The following is a 24,923-nucleotide window of genomic DNA, read 5'->3' as shown; positions in this document are numbered from 1 at the left end:
CACGCAGCCGATGAGGTTGAGCAGCGTCGTCTTGCCGCTGCCGGACGGCCCGGCGATGGAGATGAACTCCCCCGGGTGGACCTGCAGGTCCACGCCCCGGAGCGCCGGGACGACGACCTTGCCCAGGCTGTAGTCCTTGGTCACGTTCGTGATGGAGACGATGGGGGACTTCGCTGCGGGGTTCATGCGGTGCGTCCTTTCGAAGCCTTGGTTGCACGGACGGGACACCGGGACTGCATGGGGTAAGTCGAGGTCCGAGGCGCCATAACAGGTCAAAAATCAATATCGACATTGAGAATATTGAGTTTCCGGGGCGCTTGCAAGCAATCTGGTCCAGGCGGGGTGAAGCCGGGCCCGCGGGCTCCCGGAGGCCGTGGACGTTCCCTGGCCGACTTCGTTGATAGCCGACGCTGGGGTGCCCTTTGGTGCGCTCCCGCTCGACGGTGGAGCAGCCATGCGGAAGAGTCGTGAACGCTTATGCGCTGCTGCCACCGTCACGCGTCCGAGTCCGCCTCCAGCGACCTCCACCCGTTCTCCCTTCCTGGCGCCACCGAGCACTACGCCGCCGAGCGGCCCGTCCGCGCCGAGCACGTGCGCATCGAGCTGGACCTCGACTTCGAGCAGCACCGCCTCACCGGCGCCTGCACCACGCGCGTCTCCGCGCTGCGTCCCGTGTCCACCGTCACCTTCGACGCGGTGGACTTCGACGTGTCCCAGGTGCTCGCCGACGGGCATCCCGCGCGCTTCGCCAACTCCGGCGCGCATGTTCGCGTGGAGCTGCCCTCGCAGTTGAGCCCCGGCCACGCGTGCGAGGTGGCCATCCACTACACGTGCCGCCCGCGCCGCGGCCTCTACTTCTGGGGCCCCGACGCCGGCTACCCCGACCGTCCCCGCCAGGCGTGGACACAGGGGCAGGACATCGACGCGCGCGCGTGGTTCCCCTGCCTCGACACGCCCGCGCAGAAGGCCACGTCCGAAGTCCTCGCCACCTTCCCCTCGGAGATGACCGCCCTCTCCAACGGCACGCTGGTGAGTGACAGCACCCACGGCGCGCGCCGCACGCAGCACTACCGAATGGAGCAGCCCGTCTCGCCCTACCTCATCACGCTCGCGGTGGGCGAGTTCGAGGAGGCCACCGACTCCGTGGGCAACGTGCCGCTGCGCTACCTCTTCCCGAAGGGGCGCCGCGAGGACGCGCTGCGCTGCGTGCGCCGCACGCCAGAGATGGTCCGCGTCTTCCAGGAGGCCACCGGCGAGCCCTTCCCGTGGAGCGGCTACGCGCAGGTCTTCCTCACCGAGTTCATCCTCGGCGGCATGGAGAACACCACCGCCACCAGCCTCACCGACGGCGTCCTCCACGACGCGCGCGCCCAGCCGGACTACAACGCGGAGCCGCTCGTGTCGCACGAGCTGGCGCACCAGTGGTTCGGTGATTTGCTCACCTGCCGCGACTGGCCGCATGGCTGGCTCAACGAGGGCTTCGCCACCTGGTGCGAGGTGCTCTGGAAGGAGCGCGCCGACGGGCAGGACGAGGCGGACCAGCACCGCGGCGCGCAGCTCGACGGCTACCTGGGCGAGGTGCGCGAGCGCTACGCCCGCCCCATCGTCGCGCGCCGCTTCCACGCGCCCATGGACGTGTTCGACCGGCACCTCTATGAAAAGGGCGGCCTCGTCCTCCATGAGCTGCGCCGCCGCCTGGGTGACGCGCTCTTCTTCCGCGCCCTGCGCCACTACGTCGCCCGCCACCGCCACGGCGCCGTGGAGACGGTGGACCTGTCCCGCGCCTTCGAGGAGTCCACCGGCCACAACCTGGACGGCTTCTTCGACCAGTACGTCTTCGCGCCCGGCCACCCGGAGCTGAAGGTGGAGGTCCGCTACGAGGCCGAGGACGCGCGCCTGCGCATCAAGGTCCGTCAGACGCAGCGCACCGACTCGGGCACGCCCGTGTTCCGCCTGCCGCTCGACGTGGCCATCACCACCGACGGGCGCGACACGCTGCACCGGCTGGAGGTGACGGACGCGGAGCACTCGTTCCTGCTGCCCTGCCCCACCGCGCCCACGCAGGTGCGCGTGGACCCTCGGCGTGAGGTGCTCGGCACGGTGGACGTGGACAAGGGCGCGGCGCTCTGGCTGGAAGAGCTGCGCGCCGCGCCGGAGATGCGCGCCCGCACCGAAGCCGCCACCGCCCTGGGCAAGCACGGGGGCTTTCGCGCCGTGGAGGCGCTGGGTGAGGCGCTCGGAGATGCTCGCCTCTTCTGGGGCACCCGCGCCGCGTGCGCGAAGTCGCTGGGACGGCTGCGCACGCCTGAGTCCCGTGCGCGCCTGCTGGCCGCGCTGTCCACCGAGCATCCCCGCGTGCGCCGTGCCGTGGTGGCCGCGCTGGGCGAGTTCCGCCGCGACACGGAGGTGGCCTCCCGCCTGCGCGCGCTGGTGGAGGGCGGAGACGCGAGCTACTTCGTGGAGGGCGAGGCCGCGCGCAGCTATGGCCGGGTGCGCGCTCCGGACGCGGTGAGCGTGCTGGAGACCGTCTCCACGCGGCCCTCGTTCCAGGACGTCATCGCCGTGGGCGCGGTGGACGGGCTCGCGGAGGCGCAGGACCCGGCGGCGTTCCCCATCGTCGCGGCGCGCACGGCGTATGGGCAGCCTCGCGTGCTCCGCCGTGCGGCCACTCAGGCCGTGGCGAAGCTGGCGGAGGTCGCCGGCCGCAAGCGCGAGGCGGTGGACCTGCTGGCGGAGCTGCTGAGGGACCCGCTGTTCCGCGTGCAGATGGGCGTGTTCGAGGCGGGGCGCACGCTCGGCGACCGGCGGCTCATTCCCGCGCTGGAGGGCACGCCGCTCGAGGACCCGCGTGCGCGCCGTGCCGCGCGCGAGACGGTGCGTGCGCTGCGGGACGGTGAGCCGCAGGCGCGCGAGGTGGCGTCGCTGCGCGAGGAAGTGGACCGGCTGAAGGAGGAGACGCGCTCGATGCGTGAGCGGCTGGAGGCGCTGGCGCTGAAGGGCGCGGAGACGCCGGGCCCTCGCGGTGGCGGTGGTGGTGCGAAGGCCACGCGACCGGACGGCGCGGGCCGCTCACGCGCCACGGCACGGAGTGTGGAAGCTACGAGTGGAGGTCGCGGCGCGAAGGCGCCTCGCGGCCATGGAAGCGCGAAGCCCGCGGCGAGCAAGACGAAGCGAAGGTAGCGGCACGAGGGCCCTCGGGTGCGCGGGCCCGCTGACGCCCGGAGAACCAGCACCAGGGTGGCGCCCGCTCCGTCGCCTGCCTCACGGACGGACCTGAACCAGGGACTTGCTGTGTGCCAGGAGGCGCGGCCCACGCCTCCGATGGCTACCTGTATTCAAAGGGGACGCGCCCTCCGCGTATCGCGATGCGGGCGCCAGGACCCTCATGTCCCGGCTCGCCAGCCAAACATGGGCCGGGCGGCCCCAGGGGAGCACATGGCTGGAGCCATCGACGAACTCAGCGCCTGGCTGGACGCCTCCGTGGACCCCTTCGTGGCCTGCGACGCTGATGAGCGCGTGCGCTTCCTCAACAGCGCCGCCGAGCGACTGCTCGGCTGGAAGCGCGAGGAGCTCCAGGGCCAGCCCGCCTCGCGCCTGTTCCCCCAGCGCCTGCACCAGTACGGCGGCAGGAGTCTGCTGCGCTACCTGCTGTCCCGCCGCAATGCGCTCGGCGGCCGCGCCACCCGCGTGCTCGCCTGTCGCAAGGACGGCGTGGAAATCCTCGTGGAGCTGACCGTGGGCGCCAGCGGCCAGGGCGCCGACGAGCGCATCGTCATCAACTTCCGCCGCCTGCACGAGGTCATCGACACCGTCAGCGAGCCCATGGAGCACACGCTCCAGCCGGAGGCGGGCCCCCACCCCGAGGGCTCCAACGGCGATGCCCTCTACCGCGTCGTGGTGGAGAACGCGCCCCTGGGCATCTTCCACTTCGACAACACCCCCGTCGTCACCGCCTGCAACGAGCGCTTCGTGCGCATCATCGGCTCACCCAAGCGCATCCTCGTGGGCCTCAACCTGCTCTCCCTGCGCGACGAGCGGCTCATGCAGTGCGTGCGCCGGACGCTCTCCGGGCTCGGCTCCGACTACGAGGGGAACTACCACTCCGTCACCGCCAACAAGTCGACGCCCGTCCACATCCGCTTCGCCCCCTGCTTCGACGAGACGGGCCACGTCGAGGGCGGCGTGGGCATCGTCGAGGACATCACCGAGCGGCGCCGCACCGAGCGCGAGCGCGATGAGAGCCTCGCCCAGCTCGGCACCCTCTTCCGCACCGCACCCATCGGCCTGGGCTTCCTGGACATGGACCTGTGCTACGTGCGCGTCAACGACGTGCTCGCCGGCATCAACGGAGTCTCGCCCGAAGGCCACGTGGGCCGCCGCCCCCGCGAAGTGCTCGGCCCCATCGGCATCGAGGTGGAGAAGGTGATGCGGCGCGTGCTGGAGACGGGCGAGCCCATGGAGAAGCGGGAGACCACCACCGAGGACCTGGGCATGGCGGGCGCGCCCCGCTTCCTGGCGGGGAGCTTCTACCCGGTGCGCGCCACGGACGGCCGCGTGCTGGGGCTGGGCATCATGATTGAGGACGTCACCGACCGCAGGCTCGCCGACGAGGAGCGCGGGCGCCTGTACCACGAGGCGCAGGAGGCCATCCGCGTGCGCGACGACTTCCTCTCCATCGCCTCGCACGAGCTGAAGACGCCCCTCACCCCGCTCAGCCTCCGGCTGGCCACGCTCGAGCGGAAGATGGAGCGCGGCGAGCACGTGGACCCGTCCACCCTGCGCCACGCCCGCCAGCACCTGCTGCGCATCACCGGCCTCATCAATGACCTGCTGGACGCGTCGCGAATCGAGGCGGGACGGCTCGCGCTGCACCCGGAGGCCACGCAGTTGGACGCCCTGGTGGAGCACGTCCTCCAGGCCATGGAGGTCCACCGCGGCAGCCACTCCGTCCACTTCGAGCGGCCACCCGAGCCTGTGCTCGTGCGCGCGGACCCGTACCGGCTGGAGCAGGTCATCGCCAACCTGGTGGAGAACGCCTTCAAGTACAGCCCCGACGGCGGCGCCATCCGTGTGGATTTGCACACGCGCGGCGACCTGGCGCTGCTGTCGGTGAAGGACCCGGGCATCGGCATTCCCCCGGACCAGCAGAAGCTCCTCTTCGACCGCTACTTCCGCGCGCGCAACGTGTCGTCCCGCTCGTACGGCGGGCTGGGGCTCGGGCTCTACATCAGCCGGGACATCGTCGAGCGCCACGGCGGCCGCATCTGGGTGGAGAGCGAGGTGGGCCGGGGCTCCACCTTCCACGTCGCCCTGCCCCGCCTGACGGGCGCCACCGCGCAGCCGCCCGTCGAGCAGCCGGACCGGCTCGTCCACTGAAGCTCCGGCACCCCGGGGTTCGCAAAACTTACAGTCCGGCCTGTCTTCCATCGGCCAGCAGGGCAGGGAAAGCGCCTGGATTCGCACGCTTCCGGCGCTGGCATGGCGGCTGCTCTACCCGGGGGAGGAGGAAGCCACCAAGGATGGAGACCATGACGACGGACACGCCCGCACTGACCCGAGACAATGAAGGTTGGATCGTCCGCGTGAAGATGGGCGGTCGCATCCAGGAGGTCCGCTGCACCACCGAGAGTCAGGCACGCTACTTCGCGGTGGTGCTGGCGATGAACCCGCCCAAGCCGTCGAAGCTGCGCAACTAGACTGGGGGCATGGAACAACCCCAGCTCCTCGGCCGCCTGCTGCTGAAGTTCGACCACGGTGACGCCGCGGTGCCGGAGGATTTGTCGGCCGCCGCGCGCGCCCCGGATGGCAGCGTCTGGGTGGCATCCGACGAGCACGGGGTGCTGCACCGGCTCAGCCCCGAGGAGCCTCGCGTCTTCTCCCATCAGCAACGCCATGACGTGGCGGGCCTGCTGGGCGTGAAGGGCGGCGAGGAGATGGACATCGAAGCGCTGGACATGCAGGACGGCCACCTGTGGCTCGTCGGCTCGCACAGCTCGGTGCGCAGGAAGCCCAAGGGCAAGGGCGTGGCGAAGGACCTGGCCCGGCTGGCCACCGTGGAGCACCAGCCCGCGCGCTTCATGCTGGCGCGCCTGCCCCTGCCCACGAAGGGCAAGGGGAAGGCCGCCTCGAAGAGCGGGCGCGCGAAGAAGCAGGACGCGGTGTCGCTGGAGCCCTCCGAAGGCAGCCGGCTGGTGGAGCTGCTGCGGGAGGACGAGCACCTGGGGCCCTTCCTCGTGCCTGCGGGTGCGGGCGCGCCTCCCGGTGCGCTGGCCATTCCCAGCAAGGACAACGGCCTGGACATCGAGGGGCTCGCGGTGCACGGCAACCGCGTCTTCCTGGGGCTGCGCGGCCCGGTGCTGCGCGGCTGGGCGGTGCTGCTGGAGATGGAAGTCGACAGCAACGGCTACGGTGCCCTCGAGCCCCACCGCAAGAAGAAGGGCGGCTGGTACCGCAAGCACTTCCTCGACCTGGACGGCCTGGGCATCCGCGAGCTGAGCCGGCACGGGAATGACTTGCTCATCCTCGCCGGGCCCACGCTGCCGCTGGACGGCACCATCCGCCTCTACCGGCTGCGCAACGGCTTGAATCTCACCAAGGACTCCATCCACCCGCAGGAGCCGGGTGGACTGGAGCCGCTCTTCGACGTGCCCCGCTCGGAGAAGGCGGACCACGCCGAGGGCGTGGCCCTGTTCTCCTACTTCGAGCCGGATGACTCGGTGCTCATCGTCTACGACTCGCCCGCCAGGCAGCGCCGCTACGGGCCATGCGGCGTGCTGGCGGACGTGTTCCGGCTGTTCTGAAGGCGCGCGGCGCTCACTGAGTCGAACGCGTTCACCGAATAGGCTGAAGGGGCGAGGGGCTCACTGAAATGAACTCGTTCGTCTTGTAGGCGTTGGTCCACGCCACCTTCCACGCGCCGTCGTGGATGCCGGGTTGCGGGAGGATGGGGCCGCCAATCTGGCCGCTCATGCCCCACGAGAATTCGTTGCCGGTGCCGCTGTCCTGCTCCAGGTTGTCGATGTCCGTCGCAATCTTGTTGAGCAGCAGGCGCAGCTCGCGCGAGTTCTGCCCGGACACGTAGAACACCTGGCGGTAGCCCTTCACGTCGAAGCCAATGGCCTGCCAGCTTCCCGACGGGTTGGCCGGGTCCGTGAAGATGACGGTGTGCGCGCTGCGCAGGCCCGTGCCCATCGGGTACAGCGGCGCCGTGGCGTAGGCGGAGATGGGCGTGGGGGCGGTGGGCAGCGTGCCCGGCGCGGCGACGATGGCGCTGGGGCAGTAGTTGGAGATGGGCGTCGGCGGGCCGGAGACGATGCTCGCCTGCGCCAGGGAGTCGAGCTCACCCGACTCCGCCTCGGCGAAGTCAGGGTCGACGTTGCAGGCGGCGGCGGACAGGGCGAAGGCGGCGAGCAGCGAGAAGCGGATGGACTTCATGGTGTGAACCTCGGTGTGAAGGGTGACACGTACGGCGTTGCCGGCGCTGGGGCACCGGGTGCGTGAGGGAGACTGGACTGTGAGGGGAGGGGTACGGCTGTCGGGCTACTCGAAGACGACGACTGTCTTCACCCAGCTGTCGGGGCGCGCGCCGAGGGCACGCATGCGCTCGTCCCGGAGTGCGATGGCGGCGGGTGCGCCAGCGCGGATGCGCTCCATGACCCGCTCGAAGAAGGGCCCGGCCTCTGCGTCCGGGATGTCGATGGGCGAGGCCAGGACGGCGCGCGCGCCCGCCTCGGCGAAGGCGACGGGAAGGCTCCACGGCGCGTGGAGGTACGGCGCCGTCCGCGCGGCCTGGCAGGCGCCGAGCACCACCACCGGCGCGCCCTTGAGCTTCTGCCTGCGCACCTCGCCCGCGGTGAGGGCGTAGCGGCCGTCCGCCTCCGGCGCCATCACCAGCAGCGACGCGTCCGACACACCGAGGTTCACCAGGCCATGGGCGTGGATTTCCACCTCGGTGGCGTCCGCCAGCTCCGCCAGCAGCCGCGACGGCGTGGCCGCGGCGCCCGTCAGCTCCACCCGGCGGGGCGAGGCCGCGCCCGACAGCTCCCAGCTGCGCAGCCGGGGAAGGTTCAGCGAGGCCGGCGCCTCCACGTCGTGCACCACCAGGGGCCGCGCGGCCGTCACCGTCGGGGCCGCCCGCTTCGCGCCCGTGTGGTAGCTCCACGCCAGCTCCGGCGGCAGCAGGCCAGCCTGCCCGTGGACGGCGTAGCGGGCGAAGACGCGCACGTGCTCACAGGGCTTCAGCGCCGTCACCACCGCCTGGGGCACCAGCTTCGTCACGTCGAAGTCCGGCGAGCGGCGGCTCGCGTCGAAGTGGCCCAGCAGCTCCCCGCCCGGCCCCTTCGCCGCCACCAGGGTGCGCTCGTCGTGCACCTCCACGCCCAGCTCGCAGCGCTCCGGAGCACCGGCGCCGGACTCCTCCGCGAAGAGGCCGAGCGCCCCGGCCCAGTCCCCCGCCTTGCCCGCGTCCAGGATGAGCGACGAGTAGCTGTACGCCCGCGCCTTCCAGGCCCCCGGGTCCTCGGAGCCCAGCCGGTTGCCCTCGGCGATGGCCTTGCGCAGCAGCGCGCGGCCCTCCTCGCGGTTCTTCTCGATGACGGCGCGGCCCTCGATGTGGGTGGCCAGGGCGAGCTCCCCGGGGCGCAGCAGGCCGGAGGACTCCAGCTTGCGCAGGCCGTCGCGCAGCGCCTCCACGTCACCCGGGCGCGGGTCCAACCGGGCCAGGTCCGCCTGCACCAGGGCGCCGTTGATGAAGAAGGGCACGTCACACACGGGGGCGTGCTCCAGCTCCTCGCGGGCCTCCTTCGGACGCAGGGCGAAGACCTGCATCGCCGCCAGCCCCTCCTGCACCTGACGCCGGGCGGCGCACCGGCCGTCGCGCGCGGCCTGCTCGCCCAGGTAGGCCCGGGCCAGCGCGAAGGCGTTGCGGTAGCGCGCCACGTTGCCCAGCACCATCAGCAGGTCCGACTGCTGCGTCCACTCCTGCGCCTGCCGCGCCAGCTGGAGGCCCGCCACCGCGTGCTCGCGCGCCTCCACCAGCCGGTGCTCCTCCGTGTAGATGTGGCTGAGCACGTACTCCATCTGCCCGCAGCGGTAGTCCGCCTTCGCCGCGCGGCACGCCGGCAGCGCGCGCAAGAGCCGCGCCTCGGCGCCGGCCAGGTCGCCCCGAGCGAACTCCGCCCGGGCCGCCTCGCGCTCCACGTTGAGCGTGAACCACGGGTCACCCAGCGCCTTCGCGGCCTTCTCGTACTCCGGCAGCCGCGCCGGGAGCTGCCCCGTCAGCGGGAGCACGGCCAGCAGGAAGTCGGAGTTGCCCGAGGCCTCCAGCTCACGCACGTACGCGTCCAGCCCCGAGGCGTCGAAGGTACCCAGCACCACCTGGCGGTAGCGCTCCGCCAGCGGGCCCCGGCGCTTGAAGTCCAGGCCGGCCACGTGCGAGACGCGACGCTCCAGCGTGTCCCCGCCGTAGTGCGCGTCCAGCACGCGCGCCAGCGGCAGCAGTGCCTTCACGGCGTCCGCCGTCGGCGCCGCCCACAGGGCCGAGTAGAGGGCGTTGCGCGCCGAGCCCGGCACCGCGCGGGCCAGGCCCTCCGGGAAGGGCGTGCCGTCGGTGGCCAGCGCCTTGCCGGCCTTCTGCGCGTCGTCCCACGTGCCGCGCTGGACCTCCAGCCGGCGGCGCAGCGCCGCCGCGCGCTCCTTCGCCTCCTCCGCCCAGCCCGGCTCGCGCAGGCCCGCCACCGCGTCGAACGCGTCGGCCGCCAGCGCATCCAGCCCCAGCTCGCGCAGCACCAGCGCCCGGTTCCACAGCGCCTCCGGGTGCTGCGGGTGCTTCTCCAGCACGCCGTCCAGCAGGATGAGCGCCTCTTCCAGCTCCCCCTTCGACAGCGCCACCACGGCCTTGTCGCTGTCCACGTCCGGCGAGGCCGGCGCGCGCTGGAGGTACTCCGCGGCCTGGTCCCGCTCACCGCGCAGCAGGTGCCCCGTCGCCAGCCCGTGGAGGTCCCCCGCCTCCTCGAGCTTCGCCAGTTGCTGCAGCGGCACCAGCTCCCTCGGGCGCTCGTCGCCGGAGCGCAGCACGCCGTAGGGCCGGTGCGCGCTGGCGCCGGACCAGCTCAGCCGCGCCTCCATGGAGCGCGTGGGCGCCAGGGCCATCGCGTCGTGCGCGGTCTGGGGCACCACGTCCGGCGAGCGCAGCACCACCACCGCGAGCACCGCGGCCAGCGAGCCCGCCAGGGCCAGCGCCGCCACCCGGTTGCCCCGGCGGCTCCACGCGGGACGGAAGGCCCGCGAGGGCGCGGCGTCCCGGTGCGGGTGCACCGGCTGCACCGGCTGCGCGTCCATTTCGCCCAGCCGCCCCCCGAGGGCCTGGAGCTGGAGGATGTCGTTCAGGTCCTCCTGGCACTGCGCGCAGGTGCCCAGGTGGGCGCGGAAGACGTCCGCCTCCTCCGGGGACAGCTCGCCGTCCGCGAAGGCGTGGACCTGGTCGTGGATGTCCAGGGGCTCCGACGCGCTCATGTGCCCTCCCCTTCGCCCGGGGGCGTGGGCATCAACAGCTCCTTCAGCTTGCGGCGCGCGCGGATGAGGCGGGTGCCCACGGTGGCCTTCGGAATCCCGAGGCGCTCGGCGATCTCCACGTACGAGCGGCCCTCCATCGCGTGCAGCTGGTACACCGTGCGGAAATCCTCCGGAATCTTCTCCAGCGCGTCGCGCAATTGCTCCAGGCTGATGGAGGCCCAGGCGGGGGCGGCCTCCACCTCCGGCGCGGCGATGCGCTCCTCCACGTCCTCGGCGGACACGTCCGCGCGCCGCTCACGCGTGCGGGAGCGACAGAGGTCGATGAACAGGTGGTGGAGGATGGTGAGCAGCCACGCGCGCCCGTCGGTGCCGACCTTGTACCGGGCCAGGTTGCGCCAGGCGCGTTCGAGGGTCCCCTGGACGAGGTCCCTGGCGTCGGTGGCGTTGCCACACAGGCGCAGAGCGGTGGCGAGCAGCGCCGCCTCATGCTCCCGGGCGAATGCCGCGAACCACCGGCTGTCCAGGGTCGGCGATGAAGGAGGCCTGCTTTCCACTCGGGGTGCAGGCTGACCCGTCCGCTCCTGCCCCGTCAAGCTCCGCTTGAGCAGCGAGCCGGAGAACAACGAGGATGGTTGCAGGGCGAAAGCATCCATGGCGGTCGCTCTCTCAACGGCGCCCCCCTCCCATCTTCCCGAAGCGGATTTCGCGAGGAATTTTCCAGCCTCTCGTACGGGCCTCCGGCCGGGTGGTTTCCCCCCTCCTTCCCGGTACTTGCGGGCCCGCTCCCCCCTTGTGGCCTACGCGTTGCGACGGACGATTTCGGCGTTCAGCACGTTGGCGAAGCCCACCCAGGCCAGGTAGGGGGCCACCATCCAGGCAGCCGGGCGGTCCACGTTCCGCGTGGTGGCCACATAGGCGCCGATGCTCCCCAGCAGGGCCAGGTTGTCCGCCAGCGCCCGGCGCGGCTGGTGCTTGCCGAAGAAGAGCCAGGACCACGCGGCGTTGAGGCCCAATTGCACGCCCCACAGGGCCAGCGCCCTGGAGCGGCGAGCCCCCGCGGGCGCCGTCCACACGCGCCACCCGGAGAGGGCGATGAGGCCATAGAGCACCGTCCACACCGGGGCGAATACCTTCGGCGGCGGCTGGAAGGCGGGCTTGCGCAGGCGCTTGAACCAGAGCGAGTCCGCGGAGCTCTGCCGTCCGCCCAGCACCGCCGCGCCCACGGTGAGCGCGCCGAAGGTGCCCAGCGCCACCACCGACTCCGTGCGCAGCGTGGGGTTGAGGGCCGTGCGCATCACCGGGCCCGGCACCGTCCGCGTCGTCGGCTCCTGCGTCGTCGTCTCCATCCGAATCCTCCCGTGGCCGTGGCCGGGCCGCCTCAGGCCCCGCGACTGTCCGCTGGAAGGTGGTGCCGCCCCGTCCCCGCCGCCAGCCCGGATGTTGGCGGTGTACAAAGATGGCACCCCAGGGACTGGGGGGCGCGTCCGACTGTCGGGCGGCCGTGCTGGAGGCACGACATGGCGAGCGCGGAGGAAGTCCTCGGCTTCTGGTTCGGCCAACCGCCGGACCCCATCCTCAACCCCACCAGCGGCCGCCCCCGGGAGCGCTGGTTCTCACGCGACGCGCGCTTCGACGAGGAGTGCCGCCGCCGCTTCCTGGACGTCCACGAGGCCGCCGCCTCCGGAGCGCTGGGCGCGTGGAAGGACGAGCCGCGAAGCTGCCTCGCCCTGGTGCTGCTGCTGGACCAGTTCCCCCGCAACCTCTTCCGGGACACACCCCGGGCCTTCGCCACGGACGCGCTCGCGCGTGAGGTGTCACGGCACGGGCTGGCGCGCGGGCTGGACCTGGCGCTGCCGCCGGTGTGGCGGTGGTTCCTCTACCTGCCCTTCGAGCACAGCGAGGAGGTCCACGACCAGCGGCTGGCCGTGGCCCTCTTCGAGATGCTGGCCCTGTACCACCGGGACAGCCGCGAGCCGCTCGACTACGCCCGGCGGCACCGGGAGGTCATCGAGCGCTTCGGCCGCTTCCCCCACCGCAACGTGGCGCTGGGGCGCCCGTCCACCGCGGAGGAAGAGCGCTTCCTCCAGGAGCCGGGCTCGTCCTTCTGAAGCTGAAGGCGGCTACACCGTCGGCGTGAGGCCGGGGCCGGCCTCCGCCCGGGGCACCGGGGTGGCGCGCGCCTCCAGGGTGACGCCCGCGGACAGCCAGTTGCGCACCAGCGTCAGGTGCTCGGCCTCCGCGTCGAGCGCGAGCTGGAAGCGCTCTGCCAGGGTGTCGTGGCCCAGGCCGCGCGACAGCTCGATGAGCATCTCCCAGCCGGCGTTGTCCGTCAGCTCCGCCACCAGCAGCGCGTGCAACGTGTCGCGCAGGTTCATCCGCGGGTCGCTGACCACGGCTGGGAGGCCCATGGAGGTCACCGCCGCCACGTCCGCGCACGGTGTCATCGCGGTGGGGTCCGCGCCCAGCTTCGTCAGGACCTCGGACACGAGGCCGAAGTGGGACAGCTCGTCGTTGAGGATGCGCGTCAGCCCCTCGCGGGTGGGGCCGCCCTCCCAGCTGCCCAGGACTTCGAACTTCGCGAGCGCCCCCTGGTAGAGCCGGACGCCGGAGCGCTCGAAGGCGGCGCGCTCGCCCAGCTTGTCGATGAAGACGGTGGGCTTCGAGTTGGAACCCTTGAGGCTGGTGGGAGGCGGCACGCTGCCGATGCCGTCCGACTCCACCGCGTACTGCTGGCGCACCTTGAGGATGAGCGAGTCGTCCCCCAGGTGGCTCGGCTGGCGCTTCTGCGCCGCCTGGATGATGTCCGCGCTGTCCACGGGCGAGGTGGCGATGCCCGTCCTGTTCATGCCGAGGTCGCTGGTCGTCTTCTTCATGTCAGTGAACCTTCTTTCCCTCGAGCACCGAGCCCATGCGCTGCGCGCGCGCGGCGAGCTCCGTCCCGGGAGTCCATTGGTAGCCGGCCGCCACCGTCTCGGAGGGGGAGCCGTCGGAGTTGAGCTGGTCGCGGTAGACGAACGAGCGGTGGTCTCGTGGCAGGTCCGCCATGCGCACGTAGTCCGGCCCGTTGGAGGCGAGGTCCTCCTCCTGGTTCAGCGTCTTGCGGACGAACTCGCGGTGCTCCTTGAAGCCGATGGGGTCCGGCAGCGTCTTCGGAAGAATTTCCGCCGCGTCGCGGCCCTCCACCTGCTGGAAGAGCTGAATCATGTGGTGGAGCTGGCCCAGCTCGTAATCAGTGAAGCGCTGCCATATCTCCTTGATGCGCGGGTTCTTCTCGTACGCGAGGCACGAGTAGAAGTTGTAGACCTGCATGCACTCGTGCATCACGAGCTTCTCCAGCACCGTCTCGTCCGGGTCCAGCAGCGACTCGTACATGGAGGTGTGCTGCTCCTCGATGGAGGCAATCTCCGCGTAGAGCTGGCGCGCCACCGGGTCGCTGAAGAACGGGCCCACCGTCATGTAGTAGTCGTGCGTCTGGTTCTCCGCGGCGGTGATGCTCATGGCGTGAAGCTTCGTGAGCGGCACCGCGGTGCGCTTGTCGTACGGCCGGCGCAGGTCATCCAGCGGGTTGCGGTGCTCCACCGACGTGGGGCGCCCGGCGAGGATGTCCGTATAGGACTGGGTGATGCTGTTGGGGTCCTTGCCCTCGAGGCGGTCATAGAGGGCGCCGTACCGGTACAGGTGGTCGAAGTCCTCGAGCAGGCCGAAGCGGTACGTCTGGGCCAGGTACGGGTCCGGCTCGCGCAGGGCGACACTGGCCGTCACCTCAATCGCCACCTGCTCGAAGCCGAGCGTGGTCTCCAGCGGCGTCTGGTCGGGCGGGTTGAGCCAGTTGATGAGCGTCTGCTCGTGCTGCTCCACGCGGCGCACCAGGGCGAGCGGCTCGCGCAGGTCGCGGTTCATGCGCGCAATCGCGTGTTTGGTGCGCAGCGCGTCCGCCATGATTCCGTTCATGTAGATGACGCACACGCGGGTGAACGCGTCGTCGTCCAGCTTGCTGTAGGGGCGCCGGACGAGGTCCTTCCAGGTGAAGACCTGGCGGTCGAGCGGGACGCCTTTCTCCTTGAAAATATCCAATGCCACGTCGGACTCCTTTGCGCGGGGCGGTGGAAGGCCGGGGGCCTTCCGACATCGGCGCATAAGGTCCGGACGGCACAGGAGACCGGCAAACCCTGTACGGGACGCCGCCAGGGTGGCTTCGAGGATTGCGACGGCCTGCCCGCATGGCTGGCCTTGACCGACGTCCGCTTTGCCGCGCCTGGAGGGCGGACTGACGGGCCTGACCCGGACTGGGCTAATGTGACACCCGGAATGCGTCGCAAGAGGGGGACCGTGGCAGGCGAGCGCTGGAAGATTCTCCGGTTGCGTTGGCGCAACGACTGGAAGCACATGCTGGGCGTGGCGGCGCTGGCCACCGCGCTGGCGGCCGCATGCGAGCTGCTGGGTGGCTCACTGGGCGGCTGGCTGGAGGAGGCCGAGCGCGGCGCCTACGACAAGACGGTCACCACCTTCACCGGGAAGCGCGAGAAGTCGCCCCACGTGGTGGTGCTGGCCATCGACCAGCCCAGCCTGGACGGCATCCGCGCCAACGCGCAGTACGCGCGCAACTACGGTAACTGGCCCTACAGCCGCAACCTGTGGGCCCGGGTGGTGGAGCAGCTGGAAGCCGAGGGCGCGCGCGCCATCGTCTTCGACGCGGTGATGGACGAGCGCTCCACGGACCCGGGCATGGACCTGGCCTTCGCGCAGGTGCTGCTCGAGACGCGGGTGCCCTTCTTCCTAGGCGTGTCCACCAACGCGGATGCGGATCCCCTGCCCCGTGCGAGCTTCGACACCCCGCCCCCGCCGGCCCCGGCCGCGCCCTCCGCCGCACCGGTGGCCTCGGCCCGGGACGCGCTGCCTTCAGAGGCCCTGCCGTCGGCCGGGGACGACGCGAAGGCGCCGGACGGGGAGTCCTTTCCCGACGAGGAAGCCTTTCAGGACGTGGAGGAGGAGCAGGCGCTCCCGCCCGTCACGCCCGAGGCCATGGCCCGCGCGCTGGCCTTCCCCATGCGCACGGAGCGCCACCCGCTGAAGTCGCTGGTCCGCGAGCCCGCCTACGGCAAGCCGGTACCGTACTACCCGGTGCGGCCCATTCCCGTGCTGGTGGGGGCGATGGATGGCTTCGGGCTGGTGGACCAGGAGACGGACCCGGATGGCTTCATGCGGCGCACGCACTTCGCGTACACGGACGGCGTCAACGCGTACCCGACGCTGCCGGTGCGGGTGGCGGCGGGCCTGCTGGGCGCAAGCGAGGTGGAGCTGTCCGGTCGCACGCTGCGGCTGGGCTCGCGCGCGTACGCGGTGGATGCGGAGGGCGGCACGGGCATCGACTTCGGCGGAGAGCTCCACGAGCGCTTCGAGGTGAAGTCGCTCCTTCAAGTCCTGGACGCGTGGGTGCTGCGCAGCCAGGGCCGGCCCACGGGGCTGGCGCCGGACACCTTCCGGGGCAAGGTGGTGGTCATCGGCGGCAACGCGGTGGGGCTGAACGACGTGAAGGCCACGCCCTTCTCGCCCGCGGCGCCCGGCGTGGTGAAGCAGGCGGCGGTGCTGGACACGCTGCTGGGCGACGGCCGCTTCATCACCGAGGCGCCGCTGTGGATGAGCCTGGTGCTCGTCTTCGTGGTGGCCCTCACGTCCGTGGTGCTGCTGATGACGACGCGGTGGACGCCGCTGGAAATCGCGTGGCCGCTGGCGCTCTACCTGGGCATGCACCTGGTGACGGGCCCCATCCTCGCGAAGACGGGGACGTACCTGCTCACCGCCCTGCCCTCACTGGCGGGCATGCTGGCCAGCGTGGCCGCGGTGGCCTTCAACCACCTGATGGCCAACAAGGAGGCGGAGTTCATCCGTCAGGCCTTCAGCCGCTTCATGGAGCCCAAGCTCGTGGAGCAGATGATTTCCGAGCAAGAGCTGCCCCGGCTGGACGGGGAGAATGTCGAAATCACCGCCTTCTTCAGCGACATCCGCGGCTTCTCCACCTTCAGCGAGCGCTTCAAGGAGAACCCGCGCGACCTGGTCCGCATCCTCAACACGTATCTGACGCGGGTGAGCGGCGCGTTGCTGAAGGAGGGCGGGTGCCTGGACAAGTACATCGGCGACGCGGTGGTGTGCCTCTTCGGCGCGCCCATGCGCCAGCCGGACCACGCGGTGCGGGCCTGCCGGGGGGCGCTGGCGGCGAAGGAGGAGGTGGATCGGCTGCGCGAGGAGTTCCGCGCGAAGGGCCTGCCGGACATGTACACGCGCATCGGTCTCAACAGCGCGGTGAACTTCGTGGGCAACTTCGGCAGCGAGCAGCTCTTCAGCTACACGGCCATCGGCGACGGAATGAACCTGGCCGCGCGGCTGGAGGGCGCGAACAAGGCGTATGGCTCGGTCATCATGATTGGCCCGCACACCTACGAGCTGGCGAAGGAGCATATCGAGGTGCGCGAGCTGGACCGGGTGCGCGTGGCGGGCAAGACGGAGGCCGTCACGGTGTACGAGCTGCTGGCGCTCAAGGGCAGCCTGGACGTGCGCAAGCGGGTGACGGTGGAGCGCTACCACGCGGCGCTGGCGCTCTACCGCGAGGCGCGCTTCGCCGAGGCCGCGGCGGTGCTGGAGGCACGACGGTTGGAGGACCCGGAGGACGGGCCCACGCAGGCGCTGCTGGAGCGCTGCCACAAGTACGCCAAGGCGCCCCCGCCGGAGTTCGACGGGGTGGCGAGCCTGGACAAGTGAGCTGAAAGGAGTGCGGAACCCATGAGGATGAGGACGAGAGCGGCCGTCACCGCCGCCGTGCTGGCGCTGGGCCTTCCGGGCATGGCGGCGGCCGTGAGGGTGAATGATCCGCTGTACGTGAAGGCGAAGAACACGCGGGTGCAGCAGGGCCCGTCCTCCACCGCGGACACGGTGGTCATCCTCCAGCCGGGGGAGAAGGTGACGTGGAAGGGCGCGGACCCGAAGAACAAGCAGTGGCACCAGGTGGAGGCGCCGGGCGGGAAGAAGGGCTTCGTGTTCCAGACCAACCTGTCCACCACCCAGCCCAACATGGAGCTGGTGACGGACAAGGACGGCACGCGGCAGCTCGACCCGAAGAAGTTCGTCGCCAGCGGCGCCGCGGTGAAGGCGCTCAGCCCCGGAGCCGAGGCCTACGGCAAGGGCAAGAAGGGCGACTACGAGAAGGCCGTCGCGGACATCAAGGCGCTGGAGAAGCGGAACGAGCAGCTGACGCCCGAGCGAATCGCGGCGCACGTCGCCGAGGCCGGGCTCTTCCCGGTGGTGGGGCCCAGCGACAAGGTCGCGTCGAAGAAGAGCTCCGGGAAGAAGGGAGGCAACTGATGGGCTCGCGACTGAAGATGCTCGCGATGCTGGGCGTGGGCACCCTGGCGGTGTCCTGCCGCGGCGTCGACTTCAACACCCTCGTCAACAAGGGCGCGAGCGCGGCCCCCCAGCTGGCGAAGGGCGCAGTGGAGGTGGTGGAGTGCAAGAAGCTGGATGTCGAGCCCACCGTGGCGGAGGAGTACGCCCTCGGTGGCGCGCTGGCCATCCACTTCGTGCAGCGCGGCGGCGGGCTGATGTTCTCCACGGCGGAAGAGAAGAAGCTGCACGACTACGTCAACATCGTGGGCAAGAACCTGGCGGCCCAATCGCTTCGGCCCACGCTGAACTGGACGTTCGGCGTGCTGAACGACACGGAGCAGTTCAACGCGCTGTCCGCGCCGGGTGGCTACGTCCTCGTCACGCGGCGACTGCTGATGGAGGTGGACAACGAGGGCCAGCTCGCCGGCGCACTGGCGCATGAAATCGCCCACGGCGTGCTCAAGCACGCCATCCGCCAGTACAACGCGCAGAAGGTCGACGCGTGCCAGACGGCCCAGGGCGCCAAGGCGGTCGGCAAGGCCGTCTTGTCCGCCTTGAGCGCGAACACCCTGCTCGCCGCCCTGGAGACGGGTGGAACGCTGGACCTGGACAATGAGCCCGAGCTGCTCGCCTACCTCACGGAGAAGACGCTGGCCGCCTTCGACGAGGGCAACGGGCCGAAGCTGGAGTTCGAGGCGGACCGGATGGCGGTCCAGCTCATGCTCTCCGCGGGGTACGACCCGGCGGCCTACCTCGGGCTCATCTCCAAGATGACCGACGTCAAGAACCAGAAGAACCACCCGAAGAAGCAGGAGCGGCGGGACAAGCTCGTCGCCTACCTCGACACGCTGAAGGGCACGGCGGACGAGTTCCCGGAAGTCGCCACCGAGGGCCTGCGCTCGCCGAAGCTGAAGCAACCGGACTACGCCGTCATCCGCCCCGCCAGCAGCAGCGGCGTCGCGAAGGACAGCGTGAAGTAACGAGACGGCCGGGGCGCGCGGCTACTTCGAGTCGCCGCCCCCGCCGGACCACTTCACCTTGAGCACCGGGTCCAGCTTGTAGGCGCACGTGGCGCCGTCGACCTTCGTCGAGTCCTTTATCTTCAGATTCACCAGCGCGCGGTACCTGCCGCCGGCCTCAATCCGCATCGCGGGGAGGAGGCCGGAGAGCTTCAAGCCCGGCTCGATGACGCTCGCCGGCACGTTCAAGTCGCACGCCGTGCCGTCCTGTTCCACCACTGCGCCCGGAAGGCTCGCGCGCTCGACGGCCGGCGCCAGGTAGGCTTTCAGCTTGAGGCGCACCTGCGTCAGCCTGCCCGTGGGTAGCGGGAAGTCCCCGAGCGGCCATGCGGCGCCGCCGCGCACCGTCATCAAGTCGAAGGAGCGGTCCTCGGCCGTCAGCAGGTGCCAGCCGTCCGAGCTGGCCGCCACGTCCTCGCCCCTCACCACGTCGGGGATGTCGTCACCCGAGACGTGGACCCAGACCTCGTCCACGGTGATGTTCAGCGCCCTCACGGTGGTGAGGTCCGCCGGTGCGGAGAGGGACAGGGAGTTGTCTCCGAGGTCGTCGCTGGTGAGGGAGAGGCTGAGCTCTCCACCGCCACAGGCGGCGAGCAACAGCGGAGCGACGAGGAGCGGGCGCTTCATGGGGGACCCCCGGGCGTCGCGTTGCGGCGACACCGGAGGAGACCCCGCGCCCGACATGCCGGCCACCCGCACCGGCTGGCGCGGCGGCGGCGAGGGCAGGCAGGCGGCTCCGAAAGGTGACTCACTCCAGCCGGGGCGCCCGTACCGGGTAGCGCCGCTCCAGCGGGGGCAGACGGCTCCGCGAGGTGACTCGCGGAGCCGGGGAGACGGTCAGCGCAGGGTGGCCTGGCTGAGCGCGCGGTGCACGGACTCGAGGGCCTTGCGGGCCTCCAGCAGCTCGGCGCGCTCGGCGGTGAGCGAGGCCACCTGCTGGGCCAGCACGTCGCGCTCGCCCTGGAGCGCCTCCACGGTGCGGCGCAGCGAGATGGACTCGTCCTTGGCGGACTCCAACTCACCGGCGAGCCGCTCCTCCTCCGCGAGGCTGTCCACGAGCGACTGCTTGCCCCGGGCCACCTCGTCCTCCAATTCCTGCCGCTCACGGGCCGCGGCCTGCAGCGCCTGCCGCGTCTCCTGGAGGGACAGCAGCGCCTCGTCGCGCTCGCCCTCCAGCGCGGACAGCTCGCGCTCCAGGTCGGCCAGCAGCTTCACGCGGCCTTCCATCTCCGCGGACAGCCGGCGCGCCTCGTCCATGCGCAGCCGGGCCTCCTCGGTGGCCTTCTCCGCCTGGCGGCGCGACACCTCGAGGTCCTGCGTGAGGGAGAGGTTGAGCGCCTTCACCTTCACCAATTCGGCCTGGAGGTGGGTGATGCGCTCCACCGCGCGCTGGCCCGCTTCGGCCACGGTGGCCGGCAGCGGCTCCGGGCGAGGATTCTCACGCACGGCCTTGAGGCGCGCCTTCAGTCGCTCTCGCCGCCCGGCGGAGTCCTGCGTGTCGTCATGGGGCGGAGCGGGCGTCTGCACTTCGACTTCCGTGGGCGGAGCCTCCACCCGGGCCACGGGCTCGGCGACGGTGGCGGTGACGTGGGGCAGCGAGGCGTGGGCCGAGGCCTGCGTCATGGGGTGCGCCTCCGGCGGGTGTCCGGCCACGAGGCCGTCCAGGTGCAGCGCCGTGGGCGGCGCGGCGAAGGTGACGGGCGCGGCGGCGGGCTCGGCAGGCTCGGCGTCGAGCAGGGCCTCCGGCGACGGGGCCGGCGACGCATAGGTGACGGGCGACGCGTACTGCGCCTCGGTCTCCGGAGCGCGCAGGGCCGCGTCCATCGCCTCGGCGGCGGTGGGGCGCGGGGCGCGGGCGCGCTCGATGCGGGCGCGGACCTCCGCGGACAGGTCCGGGGCCTCGGCGGTGGGCTCCGGGGCGGCCTCGGCGGAGACGTCCGACTCCGGGGCGGCCTCGGCCGCCGGGTCGATGAGGCCGGTCAGCGCACCCAGGCGGAGGCGGGGCTTGGCGCGGGACACGTTCTGTTCGAAGGCTTTCTTCATGGCGGTTCTCAGCCGGCCTGCTGGGTGCCCTTCTTCGGGGCGGCGGCTGCCGCGGCGACCAGGCGCGGCAGGATGTTGTCAATCATGGCCTGGATGTCGGTGGCCCCCTTGGACGTGGGGTCCGCGACGAACACCGGGCGGCCCTCGCTGGAGGCCTGCGCGAACTTGGTGCACTGCCGGATGATGGTGGGCAGCAGGAACTCCGGGTAGTGCGTCTGCAGGGCCTCCAGCGCTTCCTTCGCCAGCTTGAAGGTGGCGTTGAAGGAGTTGACCACGATGAAGACGTGGTCGAGCACGTGGTTCAGGTCCTCCTCCAGGCTCTGCACCGTTTCGAACAGCAGCTTGAGGCCGTGGAAGGACAGGAAGTCCGCGAGCACGGGGACGAACAAGTCGTTCGCCGCCATCAGCGCGTTGAGGTTGAGCAGGCCGAAGGACGGAGGCGCGTCGAAGACGATGACGTCGTACTGGGCCTCCACGTCCTTGAGGGCGTTGCGCAGCTTGAACTCGCGGCCGGACATGGGCATCAGCGCGAGGTCCATGGTGGACATGGTGAGGTTGGACGGGACGAAGTCCAGGTTGGGCAGGGTGGACTTCTGGATGACCTTGGCCAGCGGCGTCTTGCGGACGAGCACGTCCAGGAGCGTCTTCTCGAAGTCCTCGCCCTCGTAGCCGAGGCACTTGGTGGCGTGGCCCTGGCTGTCGAGGTCGATGAGGAGCACCGCGTAGCCCAGCTCCGCGAGGCGCCAGGCGTAGGAGGTGGACAGGGACGTCTTGCCGGTGCCGCCCTTGAAGTTGAGGAAGAGCTGGCGGCGGTGGCCCAGGCGCGCGGGGAAGGCGTTCAGCGTGGTGCGCAGCTCCCAGATGTCATCCGGGGTGTAGATGTCCTTCCGCGACTCCGGCGGAATCTGCTTCGCGGACACGCCGAGCATCTCGGCCACCTGCTTGGAGCTGTACGTCGGCGCTTCCATGGACGACCCTTCGCAAGACGTGCGGAACGGCTACCTTGCCTCAAGCGGCGAAGTATTTGTGCCCCCTTCGGACCACCGCTCCCCGTGCGGACAGGAGGGTGAGCGCCTCCTGGGCGAGTTCCGCGGGAGCCGACAGGCTGACCGCCAGCTCGACGAGCGAGCGACCGCGCACCGCCGAGCGGACCTCCGCCAGCATCTGCGAGCAGAGCGCCTCGACGGGAGAGGCGGTGGGACGGGCAGGAGGCTCGGCGGGAGCCGGGGCGCGCGGCGCGGCGGCGGCCTGCCCGGGCACGGCGCCCATGGCGACGAGCGCCGCCTGCACGGGCGAGAGACGTGAGGCCGGAGCCAGGGGAGTCGGCGGATTGGCGCGAGCTGCGGGAGCGGGAGCACCGGGCCGGAGATTCTGCGCGGATGCCACGGCGCTGACCTGCGCGGGCGCGGCCGGCGGAGGAGCGGGCCGGGGCTGCGCGGACGCCACGGCGCTGACCTGCGCGGGCGGCGGGGAACCGGGACGGAACTGCTGCGCGGGAGGAGCGGAACGGAGGTTCTGCGCGGACGCCCCGGAGCCGGCCTGCGCGTGCCCCACTGCGGCGACGGCGTAGACGGGCTGCGCGGCGGCACCCTGCCCGTTCATCGCCTTCACGGGGGCGGCATTCGACGCGGCGGCCACGACCTGCACCGGTGCGCCAATGGCTGCGGCCATCACCTGCACTGGCACCTGCGCCACTGCCAACACCGGAGCCACCACTACGGGCCGTGGCTGCTCCAACCTCGCCCGCACGGGCTTCATGGGCAGCGTCGCCAGCCGGCGAATCTCCCGGCGCCGATGCGTGTCGTCCAAATCCACCACCGCGGACACGTCATGCCCGAGGATGCGAGACAGGCTCTGAGCAGCCGCCTTGCGCACGCGCGGCTCGCGGTCCGCCAGCGCCCCGAGCAGCAGCGTGCGCGCGTTCTCGCCACTCCCCGCGCCGAGCGCCAGCGCCGCCAGCGCGCGCGCCTCCGGGTCCTCGTCGTGGATGGCCTCTTCGCCCAGCCGGCGCGCCGTCTCGCCCTCCAGCCCCAGCGCCAGCAGCGACGCGCGCCGACGCACCGAGCGGTCCGGGTCCTTCATCGCCTGCGCCAGGTGCGGCGCCGCGTCCATCGGCGCCAGCGTCAGCAGCGCCTTCAGCGCGGCGATGCGCACCTCCGGCACCGGCGAGGCCAACAGCGGCGATACCACGGACGCACCCTGCTCGCGGCACAGTGAAGCGAAGGCCTGGAGCAGCGCCACCTGCGCGGAGGAATCCGTCTCCGCATGCAGCGCGGCGGCGAGCGCGGGTGCGGCGGCGGGCTGGGCCAGGGCCTTCAGCCGCTCGGCGGCGCGCACTCGTGCAGCGGAGTCCTGCGCGGAAAGCTCGCGCACGGAGAAGCCGAAGAGCGTCTCGTCGGTGGTGCTGCCAAAGCCCGCGTGCGCGGACAGCTCCGCGTGCTGCGCCGCACTCACGCCCAGCCGTCCGGCCTGGAAGAAGCGCTGCGCCTCGCGGGCCACCGGCGAAAGGCCCTCACTTCCCCTGTCATGCTCCACGGCCGCGACGGGCGGCTCGCTGTCGGAGCCCGTCGTGGCATGCCCGCGCAGCGGCACGGCCGGCCCGCGCACGGGAGGCACCACCACGCCGTGGGCCACCGGGCCCGCCTCGCCGCGCAGCAGCACCTCGCTGCGCAGCTGCGAGATGAACGAGGCCAGGTCCAGCCCCAGGTCGTCGTCCTCCTCGGCGCGCTCCTGCGCGGACGAGCGGATGCGACTGGCGTCCAGCAGCTTGTCCATGAGCTGGTGCCGCTCACCGCGCAGCGCCTGGTTGAGCCGGGTCAGCTCCTCGCGCTCGGCCTGCATGCGGCTGATGCGGACCTCCAGCTCCGCCACCTCGCGCCGCAGCTCCAGCTCGCGCTGGCCCGTCTCCGCCAGCTCACGCCTCAGGTGCGCCATCTCCTCGCGCGTCGAGTCGAGCTCGCCGTGGAGCTGCTCCGCACGAGCCTCGAAGTACACAATCTTTTCGAGTGCGCTCTTGAGCAGCGCGTCCGGACGCTCGTCGCTCACGACCTCAACATCCCTCCCCGCGAGGCGCGCGATGCACCCCCGGCTCCGTGTCACCGGAGGCATGCACCGGTCTCCCGGTACCCACCGGGGCGCCCAACCTATGTCAGACCTCCCGCCTTCGTAAACCCCGGAAACACCAGGGCTTTTCCATCCCGCACCTCGCGCATCATTGACAACGCCGCCCAGGCCGATTTTTCGGCCTCCGCCTCTACTTGCGACTCACGCCGCGCGTGTCCTCACCGGGCGGAAAACACGCCCGCTTCCGGACGCTTCCACACGCCTTCCCGGATGCGCCGGAATGTCAGACCCGACTCGTAGTCTGTGTTCCACGAGGCAACCAACAGCAGCCCCTTCTCCCCGGTGTCTCTCCGCTCGAAAGCGGGGGGCGAAGCCCTCTTTTCGACAGGTTTCCGCACGCCATGGAACAACGACTGGCAACCATCATTGGAAACGCGGTTCGCGCGGCGCGGCAGCGGCTGGAGCTGACCCAGGCCGACGTGGCCGAGCGCGTTGGCATCGCCACCGAAGTGTACGGCCGCCTCGAGCGCGGCCACATGCTCCCCAGCGTCCGCACGCTCAGGAAGCTGTGCCTCGTCCTCAACTGCTCGTCGGACGTGCTGCTCGGCATGGCCGGCGTCGAGGGCGCGCCCGCGCTGGCGGAGGATCCGCCGGAATACCGCGAGCGTCCCGAGGTGCGCCGCCTGCTTCGCACCGTGCGCAAGCTGGACGCGCCGCGTCTGCGACTGCTCGGGCAGGTGGCACACGCGCTCGAGAACTGACGTCCCGACCCTGGGACGTGCCCTCTCTTCCAACACACACGGAAGAGAGGGAACCAGATTGGACTCGGCCCGGGGCGGGGGGAACCCGGGTGAGTCATCCGAGGGGGATGCGACACGGCGGATTTCGCTTTGATGCAAGCGCTTGGCG

20 protein-coding genes are annotated in these 24,923 nt (G+C 71.3%); 9 read left to right on the top strand and 11 right to left on the bottom strand.

Going from position 1 to position 24,923, the window contains the following annotated elements; translation table 11 throughout:
- Positions 1–186 (bottom strand): ATP-binding cassette domain-containing protein (locus tag G4D86_RS31755; protein WP_163997817.1); only part of this gene is annotated, 186 nt, incomplete at its 3' end.
- A gap of 291 nt (positions 187–477) precedes the next feature.
- Between G4D86_RS31755 and G4D86_RS31750 the strand changes: the two genes are divergently transcribed.
- The 4 genes from G4D86_RS31750 (at position 478) to G4D86_RS31735 (ending at position 6,800) form a co-directional block, all read left to right on the top strand.
- A complete protein-coding gene (locus tag G4D86_RS31750) occupies positions 478–3,180 on the top strand; it encodes a M1 family aminopeptidase (protein ID WP_163997816.1) in 2,703 nt (900 codons plus the stop codon).
- Between the two features lie 255 nt (positions 3,181–3,435).
- Positions 3,436–5,376: a PAS domain-containing sensor histidine kinase gene (locus tag G4D86_RS31745; RefSeq protein ID WP_163997815.1), complete on the top strand. Its 1,941-nt coding sequence runs from the start codon at positions 3,436–3,438 to the stop codon at positions 5,374–5,376.
- 152 nt (positions 5,377–5,528) lie between these two features.
- Complete coding sequence (locus G4D86_RS31740) at positions 5,529–5,696, top strand: hypothetical protein (protein ID WP_163997594.1); 168 nt, start codon at positions 5,529–5,531, stop codon at positions 5,694–5,696.
- Between the two features lie 9 nt (positions 5,697–5,705).
- Positions 5,706–6,800 (top strand): DUF3616 domain-containing protein, encoded by a 1,095-nt coding sequence (locus G4D86_RS31735; RefSeq protein ID WP_163997814.1) that lies wholly within the window; start codon positions 5,706–5,708, stop codon positions 6,798–6,800.
- A 31-nt stretch (positions 6,801–6,831) separates the two neighbouring features.
- Here the strand turns inward: G4D86_RS31735 and G4D86_RS31730 are convergent, their stop codons facing one another.
- The 4 genes from G4D86_RS31730 to G4D86_RS31715 form a co-directional block, all read right to left on the bottom strand.
- Positions 6,832–7,434 carry a hypothetical protein gene (locus G4D86_RS31730; protein ID WP_163997813.1) on the bottom strand — a complete coding sequence of 201 codons (603 nt, stop codon included), beginning with the start codon at positions 7,432–7,434 and terminating at the stop codon, positions 6,832–6,834.
- Between the two features lie 105 nt (positions 7,435–7,539).
- Positions 7,540–10,512 (bottom strand): CHAT domain-containing protein, encoded by a 2,973-nt coding sequence (locus tag G4D86_RS31725; protein WP_163997812.1) that lies wholly within the window; start codon positions 10,510–10,512, stop codon positions 7,540–7,542.
- Positions 10,509–11,165, bottom strand: coding sequence for an RNA polymerase sigma factor (locus G4D86_RS31720; protein ID WP_163997811.1), 657 nt, complete (start codon positions 11,163–11,165; stop codon positions 10,509–10,511). Before G4D86_RS31720 ends, G4D86_RS31725 begins: the two co-directional genes overlap by 4 nt.
- 144 nt (positions 11,166–11,309) lie before the next feature.
- Positions 11,310–11,858, bottom strand: a complete 549-nt coding sequence (locus tag G4D86_RS31715) for a TspO/MBR family protein (protein WP_163997810.1) — start codon at positions 11,856–11,858, stop codon at positions 11,310–11,312.
- A 171-nt stretch (positions 11,859–12,029) separates the two neighbouring features.
- Between G4D86_RS31715 and G4D86_RS31710 the strand changes: the two genes are divergently transcribed.
- Positions 12,030–12,620, top strand: coding sequence for a DUF924 family protein (locus G4D86_RS31710; protein ID WP_163997809.1), 591 nt, complete (start codon positions 12,030–12,032; stop codon positions 12,618–12,620).
- Between the two features lie 12 nt (positions 12,621–12,632).
- On the opposite strand, the gene G4D86_RS31705 is transcribed toward G4D86_RS31710, so the two are convergent.
- Entirely contained in the window at positions 12,633–13,385 is a 753-nt protein-coding gene (locus tag G4D86_RS31705; protein ID WP_163997808.1) for a ferritin-like domain-containing protein, read from the bottom strand.
- 1 nt (position 13,386) lies between these two features.
- Positions 13,387–14,592 (bottom strand): hypothetical protein, encoded by a 1,206-nt coding sequence (locus G4D86_RS31700; RefSeq protein WP_163997807.1) that lies wholly within the window; start codon positions 14,590–14,592, stop codon positions 13,387–13,389.
- Positions 14,593–14,841: 249 nt separating this feature from the next.
- Here G4D86_RS31700 and G4D86_RS31695 point away from each other — a divergent pair, with 249 nt between their 5' ends.
- The 3 genes from G4D86_RS31695 to G4D86_RS31685 are packed head-to-tail and all read left to right on the top strand — an operon-like array spanning position 14,842 to position 18,869.
- Positions 14,842–17,268, top strand: coding sequence for an adenylate/guanylate cyclase domain-containing protein (locus G4D86_RS31695; protein ID WP_163997806.1), 2,427 nt, complete (start codon positions 14,842–14,844; stop codon positions 17,266–17,268).
- Positions 17,269–17,295: 27 nt separating this feature from the next.
- A complete protein-coding gene (locus G4D86_RS31690) occupies positions 17,296–17,868 on the top strand; it encodes an SH3 domain-containing protein (protein ID WP_338050624.1) in 573 nt (190 codons plus the stop codon).
- Positions 17,868–18,869, top strand: a complete 1,002-nt coding sequence (locus G4D86_RS31685) for a M48 family metallopeptidase (RefSeq protein WP_240360576.1) — start codon at positions 17,868–17,870, stop codon at positions 18,867–18,869. Before G4D86_RS31690 ends, G4D86_RS31685 begins: the two co-directional genes overlap by 1 nt.
- A gap of 21 nt (positions 18,870–18,890) precedes the next feature.
- Here G4D86_RS31685 and G4D86_RS31680 read toward each other — a convergent pair whose 3' ends face one another.
- The 4 genes from G4D86_RS31680 to G4D86_RS31665 form a co-directional block, all read right to left on the bottom strand.
- Positions 18,891–19,535: a DUF4382 domain-containing protein gene (locus tag G4D86_RS31680; RefSeq protein WP_163997804.1), complete on the bottom strand. Its 645-nt coding sequence runs from the start codon at positions 19,533–19,535 to the stop codon at positions 18,891–18,893.
- A 210-nt stretch (positions 19,536–19,745) separates the two neighbouring features.
- Positions 19,746–20,951 (bottom strand): coiled-coil domain-containing protein, encoded by a 1,206-nt coding sequence (locus G4D86_RS31675; RefSeq protein ID WP_163997803.1) that lies wholly within the window; start codon positions 20,949–20,951, stop codon positions 19,746–19,748.
- Between the two features lie 8 nt (positions 20,952–20,959).
- The gene (locus G4D86_RS31670) at positions 20,960–21,919 is read right to left on the bottom strand and encodes a ParA family protein (RefSeq protein ID WP_163997802.1); all 960 of its coding nucleotides are present in this window, start codon (positions 21,917–21,919) and stop codon (positions 20,960–20,962) included.
- A gap of 40 nt (positions 21,920–21,959) precedes the next feature.
- Positions 21,960–23,996, bottom strand: coding sequence for a HEAT repeat domain-containing protein (locus tag G4D86_RS31665; RefSeq protein ID WP_240360575.1), 2,037 nt, complete (start codon positions 23,994–23,996; stop codon positions 21,960–21,962).
- A 419-nt stretch (positions 23,997–24,415) separates the two neighbouring features.
- On the opposite strand from G4D86_RS31665, the gene G4D86_RS31660 reads away from it, so the two are divergent.
- Positions 24,416–24,775, top strand: a complete 360-nt coding sequence (locus tag G4D86_RS31660) for a helix-turn-helix transcriptional regulator (protein ID WP_163997800.1) — start codon at positions 24,416–24,418, stop codon at positions 24,773–24,775.
- The last annotated feature ends 148 nt before the right edge of the window (positions 24,776–24,923 follow it).

Origin of the sequence: Pyxidicoccus caerfyrddinensis, assembly GCF_010894405.1 — a bacterium.
GTDB classification, from domain to species: Bacteria; Myxococcota; Myxococcia; order Myxococcales; family Myxococcaceae; genus Myxococcus; species Myxococcus caerfyrddinensis.
Note: the sequence above shows the minus strand (reverse complement) of the source record. Positions and strands in the feature narration are given on the sequence as shown.